General features: G+C 68.5%; 20 protein-coding genes. 9 read left to right on the top strand and 11 right to left on the bottom strand.

Annotated elements, in window-relative coordinates; translation table 11 throughout:
- Positions 1-10 precede the first annotated feature (10 nt).
- The 3 genes from ACOMD9_RS01390 to ACOMD9_RS01380 all read right to left on the bottom strand — a co-directional run bounded on the left by ACOMD9_RS01390 (position 11) and on the right by ACOMD9_RS01380 (position 5,336).
- Positions 11-4,000, bottom strand: a complete 3,990-nt coding sequence (locus ACOMD9_RS01390; protein WP_421411756.1) for an EAL domain-containing protein — start codon at positions 3,998-4,000, stop codon at positions 11-13.
- 149 nt (positions 4,001-4,149) lie between these two features.
- On the bottom strand, positions 4,150-4,371 hold the full coding sequence (locus ACOMD9_RS01385) for a DUF2835 domain-containing protein (RefSeq protein WP_421411755.1): 222 nt from the start codon (positions 4,369-4,371) through the stop codon (positions 4,150-4,152).
- Positions 4,371-5,336: a Bug family tripartite tricarboxylate transporter substrate binding protein gene (locus ACOMD9_RS01380; RefSeq protein WP_421411754.1), complete on the bottom strand. Its 966-nt coding sequence runs from the start codon at positions 5,334-5,336 to the stop codon at positions 4,371-4,373. Before ACOMD9_RS01380 ends, ACOMD9_RS01385 begins: the two co-directional genes overlap by 1 nt.
- A 343-nt stretch (positions 5,337-5,679) precedes the next feature.
- Between ACOMD9_RS01380 and ACOMD9_RS01375 the strand changes: the two genes are divergently transcribed.
- Complete coding sequence (locus ACOMD9_RS01375) at positions 5,680-6,180, top strand: hypothetical protein (protein WP_421411753.1); 501 nt, start codon at positions 5,680-5,682, stop codon at positions 6,178-6,180.
- On the opposite strand, the gene ACOMD9_RS01370 is transcribed toward ACOMD9_RS01375, so the two are convergent.
- The 7 genes from ACOMD9_RS01370 to ACOMD9_RS01340 form a co-directional block, all read right to left on the bottom strand.
- Positions 6,158-6,412 carry a hypothetical protein gene (locus ACOMD9_RS01370; RefSeq protein WP_421411752.1) on the bottom strand — a complete coding sequence of 85 codons (255 nt, stop codon included), beginning with the start codon at positions 6,410-6,412 and terminating at the stop codon, positions 6,158-6,160. The genes ACOMD9_RS01375 and ACOMD9_RS01370 overlap by 23 nt on opposite strands.
- The gene (locus ACOMD9_RS01365; RefSeq protein WP_421411751.1) at positions 6,405-6,770 is read right to left on the bottom strand and encodes a hypothetical protein; all 366 of its coding nucleotides are present in this window, start codon (positions 6,768-6,770) and stop codon (positions 6,405-6,407) included. Before ACOMD9_RS01365 ends, ACOMD9_RS01370 begins: the two co-directional genes overlap by 8 nt.
- A gap of 96 nt (positions 6,771-6,866) precedes the next feature.
- Positions 6,867-8,474 (bottom strand): flagellin N-terminal helical domain-containing protein, encoded by a 1,608-nt coding sequence (locus ACOMD9_RS01360; RefSeq protein ID WP_421411750.1) that lies wholly within the window; start codon positions 8,472-8,474, stop codon positions 6,867-6,869.
- Positions 8,475-8,645: 171 nt separating this feature from the next.
- Positions 8,646-11,159 carry an EAL domain-containing protein gene (locus tag ACOMD9_RS01355; protein WP_421411749.1) on the bottom strand — a complete coding sequence of 838 codons (2,514 nt, stop codon included), beginning with the start codon at positions 11,157-11,159 and terminating at the stop codon, positions 8,646-8,648.
- 179 nt (positions 11,160-11,338) lie between these two features.
- Positions 11,339-13,078, bottom strand: coding sequence for a putative bifunctional diguanylate cyclase/phosphodiesterase (locus tag ACOMD9_RS01350; protein WP_421411748.1), 1,740 nt, complete (start codon positions 13,076-13,078; stop codon positions 11,339-11,341).
- A 41-nt stretch (positions 13,079-13,119) separates the two neighbouring features.
- Positions 13,120-14,430, bottom strand: coding sequence for a sensor domain-containing diguanylate cyclase (locus ACOMD9_RS01345; protein WP_421411747.1), 1,311 nt, complete (start codon positions 14,428-14,430; stop codon positions 13,120-13,122).
- A 147-nt stretch (positions 14,431-14,577) separates the two neighbouring features.
- Positions 14,578-16,209: a methyl-accepting chemotaxis protein gene (locus ACOMD9_RS01340; RefSeq protein ID WP_421411746.1), complete on the bottom strand. Its 1,632-nt coding sequence runs from the start codon at positions 16,207-16,209 to the stop codon at positions 14,578-14,580.
- Positions 16,210-16,522: 313 nt separating this feature from the next.
- Between ACOMD9_RS01340 and ACOMD9_RS01335 the strand changes: the two genes are divergently transcribed.
- The 3 genes from ACOMD9_RS01335 (at position 16,523) to ACOMD9_RS01325 (ending at position 18,398) form a co-directional block, all read left to right on the top strand.
- Complete coding sequence (locus ACOMD9_RS01335) at positions 16,523-17,188, top strand: hypothetical protein (protein WP_421411744.1); 666 nt, start codon at positions 16,523-16,525, stop codon at positions 17,186-17,188.
- Positions 17,189-17,369: 181 nt separating this feature from the next.
- Positions 17,370-17,858 (top strand): hypothetical protein, encoded by a 489-nt coding sequence (locus tag ACOMD9_RS01330; protein ID WP_421411742.1) that lies wholly within the window; start codon positions 17,370-17,372, stop codon positions 17,856-17,858.
- A gap of 171 nt (positions 17,859-18,029) precedes the next feature.
- Positions 18,030-18,398 carry a flagellar protein FlaG gene (locus ACOMD9_RS01325; RefSeq protein ID WP_421411740.1) on the top strand — a complete coding sequence of 123 codons (369 nt, stop codon included), beginning with the start codon at positions 18,030-18,032 and terminating at the stop codon, positions 18,396-18,398.
- Between the two features lie 14 nt (positions 18,399-18,412).
- On the opposite strand, the gene fliE is transcribed toward ACOMD9_RS01325, so the two are convergent.
- Positions 18,413-18,742 carry a flagellar hook-basal body complex protein FliE gene (fliE, locus tag ACOMD9_RS01320; protein WP_421411738.1) on the bottom strand — a complete coding sequence of 110 codons (330 nt, stop codon included), beginning with the start codon at positions 18,740-18,742 and terminating at the stop codon, positions 18,413-18,415.
- 265 nt (positions 18,743-19,007) lie between these two features.
- Here fliE and fliF point away from each other — a divergent pair, with 265 nt between their 5' ends.
- From fliF to fliJ, 5 genes are read left to right on the top strand one after another with little or no spacing between them, the layout of a single operon-like run.
- Positions 19,008-20,735 carry a flagellar basal-body MS-ring/collar protein FliF gene (gene fliF, locus ACOMD9_RS01315; RefSeq protein ID WP_421411736.1) on the top strand — a complete coding sequence of 576 codons (1,728 nt, stop codon included), beginning with the start codon at positions 19,008-19,010 and terminating at the stop codon, positions 20,733-20,735.
- Positions 20,728-21,732 carry a flagellar motor switch protein FliG gene (gene fliG / locus ACOMD9_RS01310; protein WP_421411734.1) on the top strand — a complete coding sequence of 335 codons (1,005 nt, stop codon included), beginning with the start codon at positions 20,728-20,730 and terminating at the stop codon, positions 21,730-21,732. The genes fliF and fliG overlap by 8 nt, the downstream gene beginning before the upstream one ends.
- Positions 21,725-22,522 (top strand): flagellar assembly protein FliH, encoded by a 798-nt coding sequence (fliH, locus tag ACOMD9_RS01305; RefSeq protein WP_421411733.1) that lies wholly within the window; start codon positions 21,725-21,727, stop codon positions 22,520-22,522. The genes fliG and fliH overlap by 8 nt, the downstream gene beginning before the upstream one ends.
- Entirely contained in the window at positions 22,519-23,910 is a 1,392-nt protein-coding gene (gene fliI / locus ACOMD9_RS01300; RefSeq protein WP_421411732.1) for a flagellar protein export ATPase FliI, read from the top strand. The genes fliH and fliI overlap by 4 nt, the downstream gene beginning before the upstream one ends.
- A complete protein-coding gene (gene fliJ / locus ACOMD9_RS01295; RefSeq protein ID WP_421411730.1) occupies positions 23,907-24,371 on the top strand; it encodes a flagellar export protein FliJ in 465 nt (154 codons plus the stop codon). Before fliI ends, fliJ begins: the two co-directional genes overlap by 4 nt.
- The last annotated feature ends 8 nt before the right edge of the window (positions 24,372-24,379 follow it).

Below are 24,379 nucleotides of genomic sequence, written 5' to 3'. Positions count from 1 at the left end.
CGCCCGCCGCTCAGGCGGGCTGGCGCTCGGCGAGGAAGGCCTCGAGCCTGTCGAGCGGCATCGGGCGGGCCAGCAGGAAGCCCTGGAAGATATCGCAGCCGTAGTCGTCGAGCTGGCGGTGCTGGGCTATCGTCTCGATGCCCTCGGCCACCACCGCCAGCCCCAGGTGGTGGGCCATGGAGATGATCCCCTGGACGATGGCGGCGTCATGGCCGCTGCTGGTCACCTCCCTGACGAAGCTGCGGTCGATCTTGACCTTGCCGATGGGCAGGTGCTTCAGGTAACTCAGGCTCGAGAAGCCGGTGCCGAAGTCGTCGATGGAGACCCCGATCCGCATGCTCCTCAGGGCATGCAGGATATCGATCGCCGCTTCGGTATCGTCCATCAGGATGCCCTCGGTGAGCTCCAGCTCGAGCTGTTCCGCGGGCAGGCCGGTGTGCTGCAGGGTCTGGCGCAGGGTGGCGAGGAAGCTGGCGCGATGGAACTGCAGCGGCGAGAGATTGACCGCCACCCGCACGGCCCCCATCCCCCGGTCGGCGAGCCCCCGCATGTCACGGCAGGCGCGCTCCAGCACCCACTCGCTGATCGGCATGATCTGGCCGGTCGCCTCGGCCAGCGGGATGAACCGCGCCGGCGAGACGTAGCCCCTTTCCGGGTGCCTCCAGCGCAGCAGCGCCTCGACCCCCGCCAGCGTGCCGTCCCGGCCGATCAGCGGCTGGTAGTGCAATTCGAACTGGTTCCGGTCGATGGCCTCCTGCAAGTCGTTGCGCAGCGCCACGCGTTCGTTGACCTTCTCGGTGATCTCCCGGGTGAACCACTGGTAGGCGTTGCGCCCCTGCTGCTTGGCCTTGTACATGGCCATGTCGGCCTGCTGGATCAGCGCCCGGGGCTGCTCCGTGTCCTCCTGGCTGACGGCGATCCCCACGCTGCCCGTCAGGTAGAGCTCGTGGCCGTCGATGCGGTAGGGGCGGGCGATCCTCGGCAGCAGCCGCTCGGCCATCCGCATGGCCTGCTCCTCGTCCTGCAGGTCGGGCAGCAGCAGCACGAACTCGTCGCCGCCCAGCCGCGCCAGGGTATCCCCGGGACGCACCGCGGCGGCCAGCCGGCGCGCCACCTCCACCAGCACGTGGTCGCCCACGGCATGGCCCAGGCTGTCGTTGATCGGCTTGAAGTCATCCAGGTCGATGAACAGTACCGCCAGCTTCCGGCCCTGCCGCCGGGTCAGGGCGAAGTCGTGGGCCAGGCGATCCTCGAACAGGGCCCGGTTGGCCAGGCCCGTCAGGGCATCGTGGCTGGCATGGTAGGCCAGGCGCGCCTCGTAGGCCTTGTGCTCGGAAATGTCGTGCTGCACGCCGACGAAGTGGGTCACCCGGCCCTCGGCATCGCGTACCGGCGAGATGTAGATCTCGTTCCAGAAGGCCGTGCCGTCCTTGCGGTAGTTGCACAGGGTGACATGCACCTCGCGCTGGCGGGCGAGATCGCTGCGGATCTGCGCCACCACCTCGCGGTCGGTCTCCTCGCCCTGCAGGAAGCGACAGTTGCGCCCCAGGACTTCCGCCTCCGCGTAGCCGGTCATGCGCATGAAGGTGGCATTGGCGTAGACGATCGGCAGGTCCGGCTGCCGGGCATCGGCGATCACCACGCCGTTGACGCTGGCCTCCACGCTGCGCTGCAGGATGCGCAGCCGCGTCTCCTGCCGGCGGCGTTCGGTGATGTCGGTGGCGATGCCGTAGACACCGCGAACCCCTCCATCGACCATGATCGGCAGGTTGAGCAGCGCCAGCGTCCTGCGCTGTCCCTCGCGCTTGACGATCTCCAGCTCGTAGTGGCGGCTCTCGCCCTGGCTGGCCGCCGCGAAGTGCGCCTGGATGCGCGGCAGGTCGTCGGGCACCACGAAGGCGGCGAAGTGCGTCCCGAGCATCTCCTCGACGGTGTAGCCGGTGATCTCGCTGCAGGTGGCATTGGCGCTGACGAAGTGGCCGTCGAGATCCAGCGAGAAGACGGCATCCGGGTGGTAGGCGAAGAGCGAGCGGTAGCGCTGCTCGCTCTCCCGCAGGGAGTGCCGGACCCGGTGGCGTTCCACCGCCAGCGCCACCAGCCCGACCGCCTTGCCGATCAGCGCCACCTCCTGGTCGGTGGGCGCGCCGGGCTCGCGATGGTAGGTGGCGAAGGTGCCCAGGGTGATGCCGTCGCCGGCCACCACCGGGTACGACCAGCAGGCCCGCAGCCCGTGGCGCGCGGTGATCTCGTGGAACCCCCGCCAGCGCGGGTCGTGGGCGAGGTCCGCGCAGATCACCGGCGCCTGCAGGTGGGCGGCGCTGCCGCAGGCCCCGGCCGCCGGCCCGATGCGGACCTCGCGCACGGCTTCGCGAAACTCCCCGGGCAGGCTGTCGCCGGACACCAGCCGCAACCGTTCGCCCCCGGCATCGCCGAGCATGATCGAGCAGAGCGCGCCCGGGCACTGCCGCTCGAGCATCCGGCACACGGCGGCCAGGGTGTCGTCCAGCGGCTGCTCGCGGGCGATCATCGCCTGGATCTCCTGCTGGTCCTCGAGCTGGTGGCGGGTTTCGGCCAGGGCGCGGGAGCGTGCCATCACCAGGCTCACCAGCCCCAGGCTGAAGGCCAGCAGCCAGCTCAGGGTGAGGCCGCCCGCCGCCACGGCCGTGGGCACCAGGCTGGCCAGGTGCCAGTGGCCCTGCTCGCCGGCATAGGTCTCCAGCGTCAGCATGGGGCCACCGGGGAGGCCGATGTGCCGCCTGGCCAGATGCCGCCTCTCGGCAGGCGCCTCCGTGGCCGACACCCCCGGGGGGCGCAGCTCGAGGAGCTGCCGTCCGCGGCGCTGGATGGCGGCATGGAAGGGGCCCAGCTGCATCCTCAGCCCGCTGTCGAGCAGGATGGCCAGGTCCAGCCCCGTGATCAGCTGCCGGCCGCTGCGCGGCACCTCGATCGCCATCAGCGCCATGCCGGGGCGGGCGGCATCCGGCATCATCAGCCGCGGCTGGGCGAAGGGCATGGCCAGCCAGTCGCGCACCGCGGCCTCCTCGAGCCGCGCCCCCATCCATTGCCACGCCTCGCTGTCCCGGGCCCGGCCCCACAGCCAGCCGTGGTAGTCGTCCAGCAGGCCGATCACCTGCAGGCTCGCCGCATCCCTCAGGTAGTTCCCCACGTCGCGTTCGAGCACCCCCGTCTCGAGCCCGGCTTGCGCCGCGTCCAGGCGCTCGGCCATGCGGCCCATCAGCGTCAGGTGCGAGGCCATCAGCTGTTCGGCGTTGAGCTGGATGTTGTCGAGCAGGTAGTCGGCCTGCCGGTTCAGCGCCGACTCCTGCTGCAGGGCGAGCAGGCTACCGCCGAGGCTGCTGACGCCCACCCCCGCCAGGGCGGCCACCACCGCCAGCCGCCCCAGGTGGAGGCCACGCCGCTCGACACGGAAGCTGGCCGCCGCCATGGCGGCCCCGAAGAGCAACACGAACAGCAGCACCGCGAGCGGCGAGGCGGTGAGCAGGCCGGTGGGCGACCCCGGCCGCGCCAGCACCCAGGCCAGGGAGAGCCCCCCGGCCAGCCCCAGCAGCACGCCGGTGCCGCGCCACAGCCACCTGAACGCGGGGCGCGACAGCCCCAGCAGCAGGCAGGTGGCCACCATCAGCTGCCCCCCGGCGGCCAGTGCCGCGAGGCCCGGGGCGCTCCCGGCCCAGAAGGCACCGCCGCCCCCGGCCAGGCCGGCAGGCAGGATGCCAGGCGGGACCAGGGTGTAGAGCGCCAGGGCCCCCAGCAGGCCGCCGGCCAGGCGCCTGAGCCGCGACCAGTCCTGCAGCACCGCCAGCAGGGCGATACCGCCGATCAGCACCGAGCCGGCCACCCCGGGGAGCAGCAGCAGGTACAGGGAGTACTGCATCACTTCCAGCCAGCCGGCCAACAGCGCGACCAGCCCCATGAGCATGCAGGTGGCCGCCACCATCAGCAGCAGCGTATCCAGGGCGAGATCCCGGGCCTTGATCGGCATGAGCGACTTGGTCTCCCTGTGGGACGATTCGGTACGAACGCGCCGGGCGGCGTTCGCCCGTCCTGTGACGATGTTGCGGGCTCGAGCCGCGCGATGCCAGCCCTCCATTGGGCTATCGGCACCGGAAGGGGGCACTTGAACGGGGGGCGTCAGGCAAGCGGCCGGATGGACTCGAAGCGCCCCTCCTCGGAGAAGGTCAGGCGGAAGGTGCCGTGCACCCCGTCGCGGGTCACCACCCGGCGCAACGCCTCGGCGGGAAAGACCACACGCCGGCCATCCAGGCTGCGGGTGTGCACCTGCGCCACTCGCCCCTCGTAGTGGGCCAGGCAGGCGTCGTGGGAGAGCTCGATGATCACGTCGATGGCAGGCATCAGTCGGCGAACGGCATCTCGTCGGCGAGCACGGCGAGTTCCGCATGACGCTCGGCCAGGTAGTCGGCATAGGCGCCGAGGGGCCGGAAGCTGACCAGGGAGCCGAACTCGCGCTCGATACGCTCCGTCAGCGCCCGGTTCGCCAGCGCCGCCTCGAAGGCCTGCGCCAGGCGCCGCAGGTGCTCCGGGGGCGTCTCCAGGGGCGCGAAGAGCCCGCGGTCGGTGGAGTTGACCAGGTCGATCCCCTGTTCGCGCAGGGTGGGCACCTCGGGGAGCGCCTCTAGCCGCCGCTCGTGGGCCACGCCCAGCGGCCTGAGCACCCCCGCCCGGAACAGCTCGCCTCCCGAGGGCAGGTTGAGCATGGCGAAGTCGATCTCGCCGGCCAGCAGCGCCGCCACCTGGGAGCCCGTGTCGGGATAGCGCACCAGCCGCACCTGTTCCGGCGCGATGCCCGTCTCGCGGAAGAACTGCAGCCAGAAGAAGTGATCGGTGGAACTCGCGATCATGCCGAAGCGCAGCTCGCCGGGCCGCTGTTGCACCCGATCGGCGACCTCATCGGCCGACTGCACCACATGACCGCTGCGGGCGGCGGGAATGTTGACGGTACGCGTCAGCAGGGCGATGGGCGCGAAGGCCTCATGGGAATAGGGCGCCACGCCGGCCAGGAAGGAGAGATCCAGGGTCTGGTGGCTGCCCAGCAGGGTATAGCCGTCCGGCTCGGCCTCCCGCACCGCCTGGGAGCCGCGGGTGGCCCCGGCCCCGGGCAGGTTGACCGTCTCGATGGCGACCCCCAGCAGGGGCTGTGCCTCCCGCGCGATCGTGCGCATCAGCACATCGGTGGCCCCGCCGGGGCCGAAGGGAATCACCAGGCGGATATCGCGTTCGGGGTAGGCGTCACTCGCCCACGCCTGGCCGGCGGACAGCAAGATCACCAGCAACAGGGCTCTGGGCAGGCAGCACGACATGTCCGGCATCCATCAGGGCAACGAGGTCGGCTGGGCAGATGGCGCGCCGGTGCCACTCCGGCCCGTCGCGCCGTGGCGTTGTCATTCCCCAGCAACGTCAGAGTATAGGCCCGCGGGTCCATTAACGCCCGTGCATATGCCTGTTCGCCGGAAAAGGCGCCAGTTTCATTGCACGTGCTGCCATCGTCGCGCCCTGCGCGGGAATCCTCCGGGCCTTTCCCCGATTGCGTGGAAACAGCGCAGGCTACCCCATGACAGTAGCGACTTCTCATGTAGGCTCGCTCGGCATAGGCTCTCGAGTGCACCGAGCAATCACCCTTGCTCTCAAACGCAGGAAACTTCCATGAAAAGAACCAAAGAAAACACCTTGCAGGTCGCACGACTCGGGCTCATGGCCCTTTGCCTGCTCACCGTGACGTCCACCGCCCTTGCCCAGGAGCCGGACTGGACCACCGAGCCCAGCTATGGCAGCCATCACCTGAGCGCCGGCTTCACGCCCGACCCCTGGGTACAGAGCCTGCAGGCGGGGGGCGCCACCGAAGTGAACGGCAAGCTGGGGCCGGGTTGCACCGGTTACATCATGGCCAGCGCACCGGATATCGACCTTCACTACGATGCAGGCAGCATGCCGCTGTATATCACCGTCGAATCGAGTGCCGACACCACCCTGGTGATCAACGCGCCGGATGGCCGCTGGTACTGCAACGATGACTTCGTTGGCCTGGACCCGCTGGTGCTGTTTCAGAACCCGGCGAGCGGCATGTACAACATCTGGGTCGGCGTGCACGGCAACGATCAGCTGCAGCCGGCCACGCTCAAGATCACCGAGCTGAACCCGATGTAGCGAGTCGCCCTGGAGACGCTGGACCTGGGCGCACCACGCCCAGGTCCAGCATCTCCAGCGTATGTTGCCGCTGCTGGCGATTGGCGCGATCCAGCACCTCGAACAGCTGGTGGTAATCCTCCGCCAGCGCCTCCTGCATACCCGCTGCCTCGAGGCGCTCGATGGTCTCCTGCGTTTCCACGATGACGTCCTGAAGCGCGTCGATCACGCGCCGGTGCTCTTCCTCAGTCATAGCCATTCCAGCCCGAGTGCGTCTGCAGCTCACGAGAGCGCGTATAGAGACGACGAATACTCTCGATGGCAACGGCCTCGTGGTCGTCCAGTGCCAGCATGGTATCGCCCTCTTCCGCATCGGCAGCAGCGACCAGCCGATCCGAGTAACGCCTGAGCAGGTGCTCCAGGTTCATGCGGATCATGGTGAGCTCCAGCTGGAACTCCGTCCTGAGATTCTGCAGCCGCAGCTTCTCCCTGGGGTCGAGGCAGCAATTGATCCTGACGGTGAGCGTATCGTGAAGGAAGGTCTCGGTGGACTTGAGCTTGGGCACAAGGTCATCCAGCAGCTCCCTTGACGATAGGCTCGCTTGGCTCATTGACATCATCTTTCCTCGGCAAAACAGGCGCCACGAGGGCGCCTGTCGGGTCTTGAAGGGCGGGGCAGGACCTGCCCCACCGGATCAAGTGCCAGATCAGCCCAGCAGGGACAGCACATTCTGCGGCACCTGGTTGGCCTGGGCCAGAACGGAAGTACCGGCCTGCTGCAGAATCTGCGCGCGGGTCATGTTGGCCACTTCCACCGCGTAGTCGGCATCTTCGATGCGCGAGCGGGCGGCAGCGAGGTTGGTCTCGTTGGTGTTGAGGTTGGTGATGGCATCCTCGAAACGGTTCTGCACGGCACCCAGCTCGGAGCGCAGGCTATCGACCTGGTTCAGGGCGGCGTCCAAAGAAGCCAGAGGATCTGCATTCAGTTGAATGTTTTCACCAGAGTCATCTTGCTTAATACTCACAACCCCAGTCTCGTTATTGACTTCTGCCTCAAAGTAAACGGTCTGCCCCTCTACTTCTCCTTTGATCACATAGCCGCTTCCATCCTTGAAAGCATAAACTTCAGGACTATCTCCAACCACTTCAGAATCGAGCCCGGACACATTAATGCTTACAGCGTCCTCGGGGCTGCTCACTACCGCCCCAGATACTTCAGTCATTGAGAAATCTGAGGTATCTACGGCAGCAGTCATGTCATATGTCACTTGACCGTAGTTCTCATCATCCGGGTCAGTGATCATGTCGGTCACAAGGTAATCTGCGCCATCTACACGCACATAGTAGTCACCACCACCATCAGCTACACCCTCGCCAGCCTGATAAAGCACAGGAGTGGCAGAGTCAGCATCATTTCGGACATCGATATCGTCATATGTCATAACGACATCGTTACCATCTTCGTCTTTCCCAACGACCAATTCTTCGCCTGAAACAGCCTGAGTGTGAGCATCCGTAAATGCGGCAGCTGTAGTATCTGCAACATTCGGACCATCATCGGTATTCAGGTAAATCTCACCTGTTTCTTGGTCATAAGTTGCATTCCAACCTTCATCAGTTGCTGTATTAACAATTACAAGCTGAGTCGGGTCGGCATCATTTCTCCAGATCTCGAAGGAAGAACCCGGATCATTATCAGCATTATACTTAACTTCTTCGATATTAAGAGTTGAAGCGACTGCCTCTGTGGTGGGAGTCGCTTCAAGGGCACTTGTGTCAAGGGACTCGTTTCTTATATCAAAGTTGCTCAAAGAAAGCGTGGAAGAGGTTATTTCTTTAAGGTTCACAGAAATCTGCTCACCATCATTGGCGCCCACCTGAATCTTCAAGCCTTGATCGCTGGCCAGCACTTTAACGCCATTGAAGCTGGTCTCGGCAGAGATGCGATCGATTTCTTCCAGCCGCTGGTTGATCTCGTCCTGAATGGACTGAAGATCATCTGAGGAATTGGTTTCGTTCTGTGCCTGAACGCTCAGCTCACGGATACGCTGCAGGTTGTCGTTGACCTGGTTCAGCGAACCTTCGGCGGTCTGCGCCAGCGAGATGCCGTCGTTGGCGTTACGCTGGGCCTGGGCCAGACCGGTGATCTGGGCAGACATGCGGTTGGCGATGGCCTGACCGGCGGCATCATCCTTGGCGCTGTTGATGCGCAGGCCGGAGGAGAGGCGCTCCATGGAGGTCTGCAGGGCATTCTGGCTCTTCTGGAGATTGGCCTGGCCAATCATGGAAGTGATGTTGGTATTGATCACTGACATGGTGATTTCCTTCCTAACGTTGGGGGCTCCATTGGCGGGCCCGCTGCGTCTGCTACCCAAGGCCCAGCGGGCCTGCCACAACGGCGCCGTTGGCCGTTACCCTGTTTAACGGCACGCCGGGGAAGGACTTTAGGGCCGGAAGGAAAATTTTCTGGCGGCGCTTGACAAGGCTTATGCCGGGCCGGTCGCCACGGCCGGCAGCCACTGCCGTGCGAACTCGTCGGCGTCGACCGGGCGGCCGATGAGATAGCCCTGGATCAGGTCGACGCCGTAGCGACCCAGCGCCCGGTGCTGGGCCTCGGTCTCCACGCCCTCGGCGACCACGCTCAGGCCCAGCTCGCGGGCCATGCCGCTGACCGCGGCGACGATGGCGCCGCTGTGGCGCGTCGCCCCCAGCCCCTGGATGAAGCTGCGGTCGATCTTGAGGATGCTCACCGGCAGCTCGTGGAGGTAGCTCAGCGACGAGTAGCCGGTGCCGAAGTCGTCGATGGCCACATGGCAGGGAATGTCGCTCAGGCCCTGGAGGGTCTCCCGCGCCTGGTCGGGCCGCTCCACCAGGGTGCTCTCGGTGAGCTCGAAGCCGAGCAGGTGGCCCGGCAGGTCATGGGCCGCCAGCTGTGCCTGCACCCGCTCCACCAGGTCGGGCTGCACGAACTGCTGGGCGGCCAGGTTGATCGCCACCGGCGCCGGCGAGAACCCGGCCCGGCGCCACTCGGCCAGCTGGCGGCAGACCCGTGCCATGACCCACTCCCCCAGCGGCACGATGAGCCCCGAGCGCTCGGCCAGGGGAATGAACTCCCCGGGGGTCACGACGCCGAACTCGGGGTGGGTCCAGCGCAGCAGCGCCTCGGCGGAGTGCAGGCCGCCAGCGTCGTGGGTGACCAGCGGCTGGTAGTGCACCTCGAGCCCCTCGCCGCTCTCCACGGTATTGCGCAGGGCGGTTTCCAGGGCCAGCTGCTGGTGATGCTGCACGTGCATCCCGGCGTGATAGAGCCGGTAGGTGTTGCGCCCCTCCTGCTTGGCGCGGTACATGGCGGCATCGGCATTGCGCACCAGCGGCTCGGGGCTGTCGCCGTCGTCCGGGTAGAGGCTGATGCCGAGGCTGCAGCCGATGCGGAACTCGTGCCCCCCCAGGGTGAAGGGTTCGCTGATCCCCTCGACCAGCCGCCGTGCCACCCGGGTCACCTCGTCCGGCTCATCGAGCTCGGGCAGCATCACGATGAACTCGTCGCCCCCCAGCCGCGCCAGGGTATCGTCCTCGCGCAGGCGGTGAGCCAGCCGCTCCGCCACCTTGACCAGCAGTTCGTCGCCCACGGCATGGCCGAGGGTATCGTTGACCTGCTTGAAGTGGTCGAGGTCGATGAAGATGACCGCCAGGCGCTGTTCCTGGCGGTGGGCATGGCGGATCGCCAGCTCGAGGCGGTCCTCCAGCAGGCGGCGGTTGGGCAGGCCGGTGAGGGCGTCATAGTAGGCCAGGCGGCGCACCCGCTCCTCGTTCTCGCGGAGCTGGGTGATGTCGGTGAACAGCGCCGCGTAGTGGTTGGTGACGCCCTGGTCGTCGGTGATGGCAGTGATGGTCAGCTGCTCGAGGAACAGCTGGCCGCTCTTGCGCCGGTTCCAGATCTCGCCACGCCAGTAGCCGTGGGCCTGCAGCTCCTGCCACATGGCGTGATAGAAGTCGGCGTCATGGCGGCCGGAAGAGAGCAGCGCCGGGGTGCGGCCCACCACCTCCTCCAGGCTGTAGCCGGTGAGCCGGGTGAAGGCCGGGTTGACGAACTCGATGCGACTCCTGGCATCGGTGATGATGATGCCTTCCAGCGAGGCCTCGATCACCCGCTCGGCCAGCTGCAGGTGCTGCCGCGACTGGGAGAGGGCCCGGTCGCGCTGCTCCAGGGCCTCGCGCAGGTCCTCCAGGTAGAGGTTCTCGGCCCCGGCCAGCATGTCGCGAAAGCCGACCAGGCCCACCACCCGGCCGGCCTCGTCGAGCACCGCCAGATGGCGCATCTGGTTGTCGATCAGCCGGTCGCGGGCATGGATCAGCATCTCCTGCTCGCCCACGGTGAGCAGTGGCCGGCTGGCCAGGGCGCCGATCGGGGTATTGCCGGGGTGATCGGCGATGAAGCGCACCAGGTCGCGCTCGGTGACGATGCCGAGCTCTCCCGTGTCATCGCCGGCCACCACGGCGGCCTCGTCGCCGCTGCGACGCATGCGCCTCGCGGCCTCGGCCAGCAGCAGGCCGGCGGGCAGCACCAGCGGCCGTGCGCGCATGGCGCAGCGCACCTCGCGCAGCCGCAGGTAGGGCTCGATGCCCTGGTTCAGCGCCAGGTCGGTCTGGGTGATGATGCCCAGCACCTCGTCGGCATCGCCCACCACCAGGAAGTGGCGACGCCCCTCGGCGTGCAGCCGCGCCGCGGCCTCGGCCACCGGGGTGGTCCGATGCAGGCTGGCCACCGGGGTGCTCATCACCTCGCCGATGGGCACACGCACCGCCGCGGGGTCGGCGAAATCCACGCGGAAGACGTCGTGCTCGGTCCAGATGCCCAGGGCCCGCTCCCCCTGCATCACCAGGATCGAGCTGCAGCGTCGTGCGGCCATGCGTGCCGCCGCCTCGCACAGCGGGGTATCAGGGCCACAGCTGAGCAGGCCGGTCTGCATGATGCGTTCGATGGGAAGGTCGTGACTCATGGAAGACTCGTGCAGGAAAGCGGAACATCCCGGCGGAGAGAGGCGGCCGGGAGTGGGGAGTGTAACGCCTGGACCGGCCTTAGGCGACGCCACCACGGCCGCTCCCGCGGCACCGTATGGTCGAGCGCAGCCCGTTTTCCGGGTAGGCTCCGGATGAACAACCTACCGAGAGATCACACCTAGGCGCCGCGGGACAGCGCCTGCCAGTCGTGGCGACCCTGCCATGCCTCGAGCCAGTCCGGCAGCTCGCCGGCCGGCATGGGCCTGGCGATGCCGTAGCCCTGGGCCAGGGTGCAGCCCAGCGACAGGAGGGCCCGGGCATGGTCCAGGGTCTCCACCCCTTCGGCGAGCATGGGCCGCTTGAAGCGGTTGGCCATGTAGACGACGCTCTCGACGATGGCCATGTCATCCGGGTCGGTCAGCATGTCGCGCACGAAGCTCTGGTCGATCTTGATCAGGTCCACCGGCAGCTGGCGCAGGTAGGTCAGCGAGGAGAAGCCGGTACCGAAGTCATCGATGGCGAAGTCGATGCCCAGCACCTTGCAGCGCCGCATGGCCTCCAGCGCGGCCTGGATGTCGTGCATGGCGGCGGTCTCCAGCACCTCCAGCTTGAGCAGCCGCGAGGGCACCTCCGGGACACCGGCCAGCAGGTTGCCCAGGCGTTCGGGGAAGTTGCCGCTGAGCAGGTGGGCGGGGCTGATGTTGACGTGCACCGGCAGCGCGATGCCCGCATCCAGCCAGGCCTGCAGCTGCCTCAGCGCCGCCTCGATGACCCACTCGCCGAGCTCGACCTCCAGCGAGGTTCCCTCGGTCACCGGCAGGAAGGCGCCCGGCGCCAGCAGCCCCTCCTCGGGGTGCTGCCAGCGCACCAGGGCCTCGACCCCGATCACCCGGCCGCCCAGCATGTCGACCTGGGGCTGGTAGTGGAGCCGCAGCTCCTGGCCGGCCATGGCCGCGGCCAGGCGCTGGCGGCGCTCCTGACGCAGCCTCAGCTGGCGGTCGAGCCCCGGGTCGAAGACATGGTAGAGGTTGCGGCCACGCTGCTTGGCGCGGTACATGGCCTGGTTGGCATGGCGCAGCAGCACGTCCCCCTCGACCTCGTCGCTGGGGTAGACGGCGATGCCCAGGCTGGCCGAGACGCGCAGCGACTGTCCCTCGATGACGATGGGCTGGCGAATCGCCTCGAGCAGCTGCTCGAAGTCGCCATCGCCCTCGATATCATGCAGCAGCAGCACGAACTCGTCGCCGCCGGTGCGCGCCAGGACGTCGTCGCCGCTCAGCAGGTGGCTGACCCGATGAGCGAAGGTGGAGAGCAGCAGGTCGCCGACCTCCCGCCCCAGGCGGTCGTTGATGCGCTTGAAGTGGTCGATGTCCAGGGCGCAGACGGCCAGTTTCCCGCCCTGCTGGCGCACCTGCTGCATCGACTCGTGGATCAGCTGGGTGAGCAGGTGCAGGTTGGGCAGGCCGGTGAGGCCGTCGAAATAGACCTCCCGTCCGGCCTGGCGCCCCGCCGAGGTCAGCGACGCCAGGTCGGCCAGCACGATGACCTGGTGGGAGACCTCGCCCGCCGCGTCACGCACCCGGCGCACCGACAGCAGCGCCGGGTGGATCCTGCCCCGGCAGTCGCGGTAGGAGACCTCGGTCTTCACCCGGTCGTCGACCTGCAGCGCCTGCCACAGCTGCAGGGGGCGCTCGCCGGCCAGGCACTGCAGGCCGAATGCCTCGGGGGGCTGGCCGAGCACCTCCTCGCGCCGGTAGCCGGTCAGCTCGGCGAAGGCCGGGTTGATGTCGAGGATGCGATCCCGTGCATCGGCGATGATGATGGCCTCGTTGGCCTGATGGAAGGCCGCGGCGGCATGCTCCCCCGCCGCCGCATCGGCCATGACCACCGCCCCTGAGTCCTGCCCATTCTCCTGCATGCTTCCCTGCTCCCTCGCGTTATCGACGTCCCGCCGCCCCGTCATGCCTCGGTGACCCGGGAGATCTCGCCACTGTTGATCACCACGCCGTTGCGGCCGGCCTCCTTGGCCCGGTAGAGGGCCTCGTCGGCCCGGACGATCAGGTCGTCGAGGCTGTCCCCCGGCCGATACTGGGTGATGCCGATGCTGATGGTGATCGAGAGCCCCTGGAAACGGGTCTCGGCGACCTGGCAGCGCAGCCGCTCGGCGAAGGTGGTGGCCCCCCTGAGCTGGGTGTCGGGCAGCAGGATGGTGAACTCCTCGCCCCCCCAGCGCGCCAGCAGGTCGGTGCTCCTCAGGCTATCGCCGACCTGGCGCGTCAGCTGCCTGAGGATCTCGTCACCGGTGTCGTGGCCGTGGGTGTCGTTGACCGACTTGAAATGGTCGATGTCGAACAGCAGCAGGGTGAAGGGCTCGCCGTCCTGCTCGGCCTGCTTCAGTGCCTGGCGCACGGCGACATCGAAGGCACGCCGATTGTGGGCCCCGGTGAGGTGGTCGCGGGTGGCCTGCTGCTCCAGCTCCTTCTCCATGCGCTTGCGCTCGGCGATGTTGTGGAACACCGCCACGAAGTTGCGCACCTCGCCGGCGTCGTCGACCACCGCGGTGATCGACTGCCAGAGCGGGTAGATATCGCCATGCTTGTTGCGGTTCCAGATCTCGCCCTGCCAGTGGCCGAAACGCAGCAGCTCCCCCCACATGCGGGCGTAGAAGGCGGAGTCGTGGCGGCCGGACTTGAAGAGCTTCGGCGTCTTGCCGATCACTTCCTCCTCGCGGTAGCCGGTGATGTCGGTGAAGGCCTGGTTGACCTTCTCGATGCGCATCTCGGCATCGGTGATCAGCGTCGCCTGCCCCGTCTCGAAGGCGGTGGCCAGCAGGCGCAGCTCGTTCTCCTGGCGGCGGCGCTCGGTGACGTCTTCCTTCACCGCCACGAAGTTGACCACCTCGCCCCGGTCGTTGCGCACCGGGGTGATGATCTCCGACTCCCAGTAGAGCTCGCCGTTCTTGCGCCGGTTGAGCAGCTCGCCGCGCCACACCCGGCCGGCGGCCAGGGTCGCCCAGAGGTCGCGATAGACCTCGTCCGGGGTCTGGCCGGACTGGATCATCGCCGGCGTCTTGCCGATCAGCTCCTCCCGCGAGTAGCCGGTGACGTCGAGAAAGCGCTGGTTGACGAACTCGATACGCCCCGTGACATCGGTGATGGCGGTGGCCACCGGGCTCTGCTCGACAGCGATGTAGAGCTGGTAGAAGCGCTCCTCCAGTGCGCCGCGTTCGGCGGTGTCACACACCTCCCCGGGGCGTTGCCCGATGCGCATTGCCCCTGGACATGGCTCGGCTGTCACACTGCACCCCCTGATTGCCCTGCTGGTTGTTGTTATCGTCTCGACGCGCCACGTTTCGACCCGCCGGCGCCGGAGAAGCACCCTACCGCAACGACGCCCGGTTCGGCGATTCGCCCTTGGTCAAGGCTCGAGCGGGGACGGCAGGGCTGCGACCTCGTCGCTCGCCTGCGCGGCGGCCCGGGCGGCGAAGCGCTGCTCGCGCCCGACGAACTCCTGGCCGGCCCCCCGGGTGCGCAGCGAGGTGATGGCATTGCGCAAGCGCTCGACCTCGCCATGCAGCGACTGGCCGGCCCGGCGGGAGTACTGCACACGCTCGGCATTCTGCTGGGTGACCTTGTCCATCTCGGCCACCGCCGTGTTGATCTGGGCCAGGCCATCCGCCTGCTCGCGAGAGGCAGTGGCGATGGCCTCGATCAGCTCGCGGATGGTGCCCACTGCCGCCATCACGCCCTGGTGACTGCCCTCGAGTCGCCGGATCTGCTGCTCGCCCGCATGAATCGAGTCGAGGCTGTGGTCGATCAGGGCCCGGATATGCGCCACGGACTCCCGGGAGCGCTCGGCCAGCTGGCGCACCTCCTGGGCCACCACGGCGAAGCCCCGGCCATGCTCGCCGGCGCGGGCGGCCTCCACCGAGGCATTGAGCGCCAGCAGGTTGGTCTGGAAGGCGATCGACTCGATCACTTCCACCGCTTCGGTCATCTTGCCGGCGCTGGCGGTGATCTGGCCCATGCGGGTCACCAGCTCCCGGGCCTCCGCATCGCTCCGGGCGACCTCCTGTACGGCCTGCCCCACGCCCTGCTCGGCCTGGCGGGCATTGCCGGCATTCTGCTCCACCGTGGTGGTCAGCTCCTCCATGCCGGCGGCGGTCTGCTGCAGGCCGGCGGCCTGGTGTTCGGTACGCGACGCCAGGTCGTCCTGGTCACCGAGCAGCACCTGGCCCTGGGCTTCCACCTGGTCGAGCATCGCCTGGATGTCGACGGAGATATTGGCGAGGCTGCAATGCATGATGGTCATGGCGCCGGTGAGCTCGCCCCATTCATCGCCGGTGGGGGGCGGCGGGTCGGTCGCCAGGTTCCCGGCCGCGATCTGCATGGCATACCCCCGGGTGAGCTCGAGGGCGCGACGAATGCGCCTCAGGATGAGGCCCGCGGTCACCACCAGCAGCGCCCCCATGCCGGCGGCGGCCGAGGGCCCCAGCCCGACGCCGGCAGCGCCGCCCAGCAGGCCGAGGCCGGCCAGGATGACGATACCCCCCTGCAGCCCGAACAGGCGCCGGCCGGCCAGCCAGCCCCTCGGCCCACGCGGCACGATACGCCCCCGTGCCAGGCGCAGCCCGCGGGCCTTGCCTTCGCGCCAGCGGCGGTAGGCCTCCTCGGCCTGCCCCTTCTCCTTCTCGCCGGGCTTCACCCGAACCGAGGTGAACCCCTGCACCCGGCCATGCTCGAGGATCGGTACCACATGGGCACGCACCCAGTAGTGGTCGCCGTTCTTGCGCCGGTTCTTGACCATCCCCACCCACACATGGCCGGCCTGGATGGTCCGCCAGAGGTCGGCGAAGGCCGCTTCCGGCATGTCCGGATGACGGATCAGGTTGTGCGGGGCACCGATCAGCTCCTCGTGGGCGAAACCGCTGACCTCGATGAAGGTGGGCGAGGCGTAGGTGATACGCCCCTTGAGATCGGTGCGCGAGATGAGGTTCTGGGTTTCGCCAATCGGGTATTCCCGGCCGGTGACCGGCTGGTTGAGTCGCATCGACGCTTCCTGATTGTTGTTCTGTACGTGGAAGTCATGGACATCGGCAGTCATGAATATGCGAATTGCAACATAGCAAGGGGAGACCACCCGGCGAACGGGAAGGCCAGATTATTTGACGTGGATCAAAAGAAATGCAGAAACATGCCTAATCCTCCTGAGGAATCGCATTTCATGGACGTTCTTCCCGCCACCTGCCACCGCTAAAGATTCTCCGCCCCCGGCCGATGCTTCCTCCGACCGATGGCGCCGGGCCGGCTGCGAAGCGGCCACCGGTGCCCGGACACACCACCACGCAAGGGAACCCGAAACGATGAAGAGAGTCATGGCCGTCGGCCTTTCCGCGATACTGCTGAGCGCCACCGCCGATGCACGGGCATTCGACGACCGCGTGACCCTGGGCGCCATCGCCGGCACCACCGGCCTGGGTGCCGACATCTCCTGGCGCTTCCACGACCGCTTCGGGGTATCGGCACAGTATGCCGGCGGGCTGGACTGGGACGGCGACCACGACACCGATGACGTGACCTACGACGGCGACCTGAGCCTCTCCGCCGGGGCGCTGAAGCTGGACTTCTACCCCTTCGCCGGGCGCTTCTACCTCACCGCCGGCGCCATGCTGCCCGACATGGAAGCCAACGTGACCGGGCGCCCCAAGGATGGCGGCACCTACACCTTCAATGGCCGGGAGTACGATGCCGAGGAGGTCGGCGCCCTGCATGGCAAGCTGACCATCGCCGACGGTGTCCGCCCCTACGCCGGGCTGGGCTGGCGCAGCTCGCACCGCAGCGGCTTCGGCTTCTTCTCGGAGTTCGGGGTGATGGCCACCAGCATCGACGTGTCCCTGCGCGCCTCCAACGAGGGGGTCAACTCCACCTTTCAGGAGGACCTGCGCCGCGAGGAGCAGCGCCTGAAGGATGAGGCCGACGAACTGCCCTTCTACCCGGTGGCGATGGTGGGCATCAGCTATACCTTCTGATCCCGCTCGGGAATGCCACCGCGATCGCATCGGCCCGGGCAGTGCCCGGGCCGATGCCCTTTGCGGGCGGGGACTCAACCAACGGCGGGGTTAAAGATGTCGCGCCCCTGGTCGATAATCGTGGAGACGCACAACAACAAACGCGATCCCGGATGGATTATCCACGAGCGAGGACGCCGCGATGACCCGCATGGAGACCTTCCCCACGGCATCGGACACGGAGGTCGTCGACAGGCTCAACCAGGCACTGGAGCGCCTGCAGGAGCGTGACGCGGCCCTGCTGTACGACGAGGCGAGCGAACGCAGCATCGCCTGCCGCCTGGCCTGCCACCTGCAGCCCCTCTTCCCCGACTGGGACGTCGACTGCGAGTTCAACTGCTGGACGGGGCCAGGGCAGCGCAAGGGCCACCTGGTGGTCGCCACCACCAGCGATGCCACCGAGGCACGCACCATCTTTCCCGACCTGCTGATCCACCGTCGTCCCCACGGCGAACGCCTGGCGGTGATCGAGCTCCAGAAGAGCACCCAGCACCACTCGCGCCACCGTGAACTGAAGAAGCTGCACCGCTGCCAGGCACGGCTCGGCTGCCGCCATGCCCTGCTGATCGAGATCGGCGTGGGCGAGGCCCGTGGCCAGCACCACCTGGAAGCCCTGGCGGCGAGCCGTTAGGCGCCCTGCCGACACGGCCCCGGCTCGTTTCGTCAACCGGGTTGCCCGGGCAGCCATTAAAGCCCCGGCGCGGCGTGCCGATAACCCTGATGACGGAATCTATCCGGGACGCCGCGGCCAGGGCTGCGCGGCCTCATCACGACAGCACGCAACAGAAGAAGGAAGCTGGCCATGAGCTCACCGCTGACCGATGCCACCTCGGCACCCTCCACCGCCCCCTTCAACGACCTGACGCCACGCCAGCAGGTCGAGAGGGTGCTCGCCAACCTGCCCACCGCCGGCGGCGCGCTGGCCCAGGCCGAGAGCAGCAGCGTGGCGCTGGGCAAGGGCGAGCTGGTCGAGCCGCTCCAGCGCATCAACGAGGTGATGCGCCAGTACGGCGTGCAGTTCGAGCTGGGGGAGTTCGAGTCGCGGGTGGTGACACGGATCGTCGACCGCGACAGCGGCGAGGTGATCCGCCAGATTCCCGCCGAGGAGGTGCTGAGGATCGCCGAACGGCTGGAGGAGGTGCAGGGGCGCCTGGTCGACCTGGAGGTATGACCGCGCCGGCCGGGTCACACCTGCATGTTCATCACGTCACGATAGGCCGTCACCAGGCGATTGCGCACCTGGACGCCCATCTGGAAGGCCACGCTGGCCTTCTGCATGTCGACCATCAGGTCGTTGAGCTCGACGCCGGGGTCGCCGGCCTGGAAGGCCTCGGCCTTGGCCGCCGAGGCCTGCTGCAACCGATTGATGCGCTGGATCGAGGCCTGCAGCTCGCCGGCGAAGCCGCCCGCGCCCACCGCGGTGGCCACCTGCTGGCCCTTGGCCTGCGGCCCGGCGGCCTGGGTCGCCAGCGATTGCATCTGCGCCAGGGCCGACTGGATCGCGGGTGAGCTCATGGGGAAACCCTCGTCTGTGACTGTGACAAGAAAGGAGTGCTGCCAAGGCTAACAGTCCGCGGGGGCGGGCCATGCCGCCAAATGGACACGAAAAAGGGGGCTTTTCCGCGGTTCGGGCTCGACGGTGCCGCGGATAATGGCGTCCATCAGAGTTCCGCCCGTGCCACAGGGCGGCCAACCGCGATGACCGGACGCAGGACATGCCTTCTTCTTCGATGACCGTGGAAACCGATATCCACCGCACCGCCACCCCGAGGTGGCGCGCATGAGCAATGGTGCCTCGGCCACCGACACTCAGGATGCTTCCCGGCAGCAGGACCCTTCCCGCCAGGCGGGCCTCGAGCGCCTGATGGCCCAGTTGCGCGGCAATCCGCTGATTCCGCTGCTGATCGCCGGGGCCGCCTCGATCGCCATCGTGGTGGCGCTGCTGATGTGGGCGCGCAGCCCCGAGTACCGGGTGCTCTACAGCAACCTCTCCGAGGCCGACGGGGGCCGCATCATCAGCGAGCTCGACAGCCGCGGCGTGCCCTACCGGTTCGGCGCGGGCGGCCAGGCGCTGCTGGTACCCGGTGACGAGGTCCATGGCCTGCGCCTGCAACTGGCCGAGCAGGGCCTGCCGCGGGGCGGCAACGTCGGCTTCGAGCTGATGGATGACCAGGCCTTCGGCATCAGCCAGTTCGCCGAACAGGTCAACTTCCAGCGCGGCCTGGAGGGCGAACTGGCACGCTCCATGGAGTCCCTGGGACCGGTGGAGCGCGCCCGCGTCCACCTGGCCCTGGCCAAGCAGTCGGTATTCGTGCGCGACCGGGAGCCGGCCAAGGCCTCGGTGATCCTCACCCTGCACAGTGGCCGCGTGATGAGCGAGGGCCAGGTCGATGCCATCGTCCACATGGTCTCCAGCAGCGTGCCTGAGCTGGCTGCCGACGACGTCACCGTGGTCGACCAGAACGGGCGCCTGCTGTCGCTGCAGAGCGCCGGCGGCCGCGACCTGGACGGTACCCAGCTCGACTACATCGACGAGGTCGAACGCTCCTACCAGCGGCGCATCGAGAACATCCTGATACCCATCCTCGGCCGCGACAACGTCCGCGCCCAGGTGGCCGCCCAGATCGACTTCTCCCGCCGCGAGGAGACCTCCGAGCGCTACGGCCCCAACCAGCCGCCCAACGAGGCCGCGGTACGCAGCCGCCAGTCGAGCCTCTCCTACAACGGCGGCGACGACCTGGCCCGGGGCATTCCCGGCGCGCTGAGCAACACCCCGCCCGGCACCGCCCCCTCGCCGATCAACCAGCCCGAGGAGGAGGCGGGCGAGGGGGACGAGGCCGAGGCCCTGCAGTCGCTGAACAACCTGCGCCAGGACGACGTCACCAACTACGAGGTCGATCGCAGCGTGGCCCATGTCCAGCACCGCCTGGGCCAGGTGGAGCGGCTCTCCGCCGCGGTGGTGGTCAACTATCGCGATGCCGTCGACGAGGAGGGCGAGCCGACCCGCGTGGCCCTGACCCCCGAGGAGATCGCCCAGATCGAGCGGCTGGTGCGCCAGGCCATGGGCTTCTCGGCGGCACGCGGCGACGAGATCGAGGTGGTCAACAGCCGCTTCACCCGCGTCGAGGAGAGCGAGGACGCCCCGGAGTGGTGGCAGTCACCCGAGGTCCGGCAGCTGGCGCTGACCCTGGGCCGCTACCTGCTGGTGGCACTGGCGGCCCTGCTGCTCTACCTGCTGCTCCTGCGCCCGCTGATCAAGCGCCATACCCAGGCACCGCTGCCCCAGCCCCAGCCGGATCTCGGCCTGCGCGTCCGGGTCGGCGATGCCGAGGAGGAGAGCCCCGCGGCCGAGGAGAGCGAGGAGGCCGACACCTACGCGCCGCCCCGCAAGCGCAAGCGCAAGTCCTCGGCCTATGAACAGAACCTCAGCGACCTGCGCGAAATGGCCCAGGAGGATCCCCGCATGGTCGCCATGATCGTTCGCAGCTGGATGAACAAGCATGAGTAAGGCACAGAATCTCAGCGGCGCCCGGCGCAGCGCCATCCTGCTGCTGGCCCTCGACGAGGACAGCGCCGCCGAGGTGTTCAAGTTCCTCTCGGCCAGCGAGATCCAGCAGATCAGCGCCGAGATGGCCCGCCTCGATCAGGTCTCCCACGAGGAGATGCAGCAGGTCCTGGCGGAGTTCCACCAGGAGACCGAGGAGTTCATCGCGCTCAACCTCAACTCCAGCGACCACATCCGCTCGGTGCTGACCAAGGCACTGGGCAGCGAGCGTGCCTCCAGCCTGATCGAGGACGTCCTCGAGACCTCCGGGGCCAGCTCCGGCATCGATGCCCTGAACCTGATGGAGGCCCCGCTGGTGGCCGAGCTGATCCGCGACGAGCACCCGCAGATCATCGCCACCGTGCTGATCCACCTGGAGCGCCATCAGGCCGCCGACGTGCTGGAGCTGTTCGACGACAAGCTGCGCAACGACGTGGTGCTGCGCATCGCCACCTTCAGCGGCGTCCAGCCGGCGGCGCTGCAGGAGCTCACCGAGGTGCTGTCGGGCATGCTCGACGGCCAGAACCTCAAGCGCAGCAAGATGGGCGGCGTGAGGACGGCGGCGGAGATCCTCAACCTGATGAACACCAGCCAGGAGGAGGCCGTCATCGAGACGGTGCGGGCCCACAACGAGGACCTGGCACAGCAGATCATCGACGAGATGTTCCTGTTCGAGAACCTGCTCGACCTCGACGACCGGAGCATCCAGCTGGTGCTCAAGGAGATCGACACCAACTCCCTGGTGGTGGCGCTCAAGGGCGCCCCCGAGGCGCTCATGGACAAGTTCCTGCGCAACATGTCCCAGCGCGCCGCCGACCTGGTGCGCGAGGACATGGAGGCCCGGGGGCCGATCCGCATCTCCCAGGTGGAGGCCGAGCAGAAGGCGATCCTGCAGATCGTCCGGCGCCTGGCGGACAGCGGCGAGATCGTGCTGAGCGGTGGAGACGACACCTATGTCTGATGCCAGCCGTGCCACCGACCGCCAGCCGCTGCGCGACGATGCCGTCGCCTGGCGTCGCTGGCAGATGGGCGAGCTGGACGAGCCGGCCGAGCGAGCGCCGGTGGACGAAGGCCCTTCGCCGAGCGAGACCGCCCGGCGCAAGGCGGCCTTCCAGCGCCAGGCCGAGCTGCGCGCCCTGCGCGAGCAGGTGAGCCGGGAAGCACGCGAGCAGGGCCACCGCGAGGGCTTCGAGGCCGGCCAAGCCGAGGGCCACGCCCAGGGCCTGGCGAAAGGGTTGGAGGAGGGCCGCGAGCAGGCCCGTCAGGCGTTCGAGCGCGAGGCCCGCGAGGCCCTGGCGCCGCTGCAGCCGCTGGCCGAGCAGTTCGGCGAGGCCCTGGCCCGGCTCGACGAGGAGGTCGCCGGCGAGCTGGTGGAGCTGGCGCTGGCCACCGGCCGCCAGCTCGCCGGCGAGGCGCTCAAGGCTCGTCCCCGGCAGGTACTGGAGATCGTCCGCGCCCTGCTGCACACCGAACCCGCCATGGCCGGCAAGCCGCGCCTGTGGCTCCACCCGCTGGATCACAAGCTGGTCGAGCAGCACCTCGGCCGGGAGCTGGAGGCCGCCGGCTGGGCGCTGCAACCCGACGACCAGCTCAGCCGCGGCGGCTGCCGGGTGACCAGTGCCAGCGGCGAGCTCGACGCCACCTGGGAGAGTCGCTGGGCGGCGGTGAAACGCCAGGTGCGCCGCCGCAAGCCCGCCACCGAGTCGAGCGGCAACGCCGACGGCTCGGCCAACCCGGAGGCAGGTGCGTGAGCGGCGTGGCGGCGGCCAACCCCCACCATCAGCGCTGGCAGCAGTCGCTGCAGCGGGTGCGTACCCGCGTCGAGCGCGTGCCCCCCTTCCGCGCCAGCGGCCGGGTGGTGCGAGCCACCGGCATGGTGATCGAGGCCATCGGGCTGCAGGCGCCGCTGGGCAGCGCCTGCCGGATCGAGCTGCCGGCGCCCTACCGCCACGAGGCGACGCGCCATGCCGAGGCCCAGGTGGTCGGTTTCGCCGGCGAGAAGCTGTTCCTGATGCCACTCGCCGAGATCACCGGGCTGCTGCCCGGCGCACGGGTCTTCCCGCTGGACCAGGGCGGAAGCAACGGCACCCGCCGCTTCCCGCTGGGCGAGGCCCTGCTCGGGCGCGTGGTCGACGGCAACGGCGACCCGCTGGATGGCCAGGGCCCGCTCGACGAGGCGCCCCACGCCACCCTGCAGACCCCGCCGCTCAACCCCCTTTCCCGGGCGCCCATCGACAGCCAGATCGACGTGGGGATCCGCGCCATCAACGCCCTGCTCGGCGTGGGTCGCGGGCAGCGCATGGGGCTGTTCGCCGGCTCCGGTGTCGGGAAGTCGGTGCTGCTGGGCATGATGGCCCGCTTCACCCGTGCCGACGTCATCGTGGTGGGGCTGATCGGCGAGCGCGGCCGCGAGGTGCAGGACTTCATCGACAACATCCTGGGCGAGGAGGGGCGCCGCCGTGCCGTGGTGGTCGCCGCCCCCGCCGACACCTCGCCGCTGCAGCGGCTGCAGGGCGCCGCCTATGCGACCCGGCTGGCCGAGGGCTTCCGCGACGAGGGCCGCGACGTGCTGCTGATCATGGACTCGCTGACCCGCTACGCCATGGCCCAGCGCGAGATCGCCCTGGCCATCGGCGAGCCGCCGGCCACCAAGGGCTATCCGCCCTCGGTGTTCGCCAGGCTGCCGAGCCTGGTGGAGCGGGCCGGCAACGCCGAGCGCGGCGGCGGTTCGATCACCGCCTTCTACACCGTGCTGACCGAAGGCGACGACCAGCAGGACCCCATCGCCGACTCCGCCCGGGCGATCCTCGACGGCCATATCGTGCTGTCGCGGGCGCTCGCCGAGGCCGGGCACTACCCGGCCATCGACATCGAGGCCTCGATCAGCCGGGCCATGACCGCCATCGTCGGCGATGAGCAGCTGCAGCTGGCCCAGCGCTTCAAGCGCCACTTCTCCCGCTACCAGCGCAACCGCGACCTGATCAGCGTCGGCGCCTACAGCCCCGGGCACGACCCGCAGCTGGACGAGGCCGTGCGGCGCTACCCGGAGCTGGAGGCCTTCCTGCAGCAGCGCATCGATGACTGTGCCCCCCTGGAGGCGTCGTACCAGGGGCTGGCCAGCGTACTCGGAGGGACATGATGAGAGCCGCATCCACACCGCTCGAGACCCTGGTCGACCTGGCCCGGGACGCCCGCGACCAGGCCGGCCAGGCGCTGGCCGGCGAGCGCCGCAGCGAGCAGCAGGTGGCGGGGCAGCTGGAGTCGCTGGGCCGCTACCGGCTGGAGTATGCCCAGCGCCTCCAGCAGGCCATGCGCGAGGGCATCGACCCGGCCACCATGCGCAACTACCAGCGGTTCCTCGACTCCCTGGACGACGCCCTGGACCGCGCGCGCCAGGCCCTGGCCGCCCAGCAGCAGCGCGTCGGCCAGCGCCAGGTCCAGTGGCAGCAGGAGCAGCGCAAGCTCTCCTCCTACGACACCCTGGTCTCCCGCCGGGCGATGGAGCAGAACCTGCAGGAACAGCGCCGGGAGCTGCGCGCCAGCGACGACCTGGTCAACGCTCGCCTGATCCGCGAGCGCCACGCCTCGCACGACACCTGATTGCGCCG

It is taken from the genome of Halomonas terrestris (assembly GCF_049166755.1).
Lineage (GTDB): Bacteria > Pseudomonadota > Gammaproteobacteria > Pseudomonadales > Halomonadaceae > Halomonas.
The sequence above is the reverse complement of the archived record's forward strand: the minus strand, read 5'-3'. Positions and strand labels throughout refer to the sequence as shown.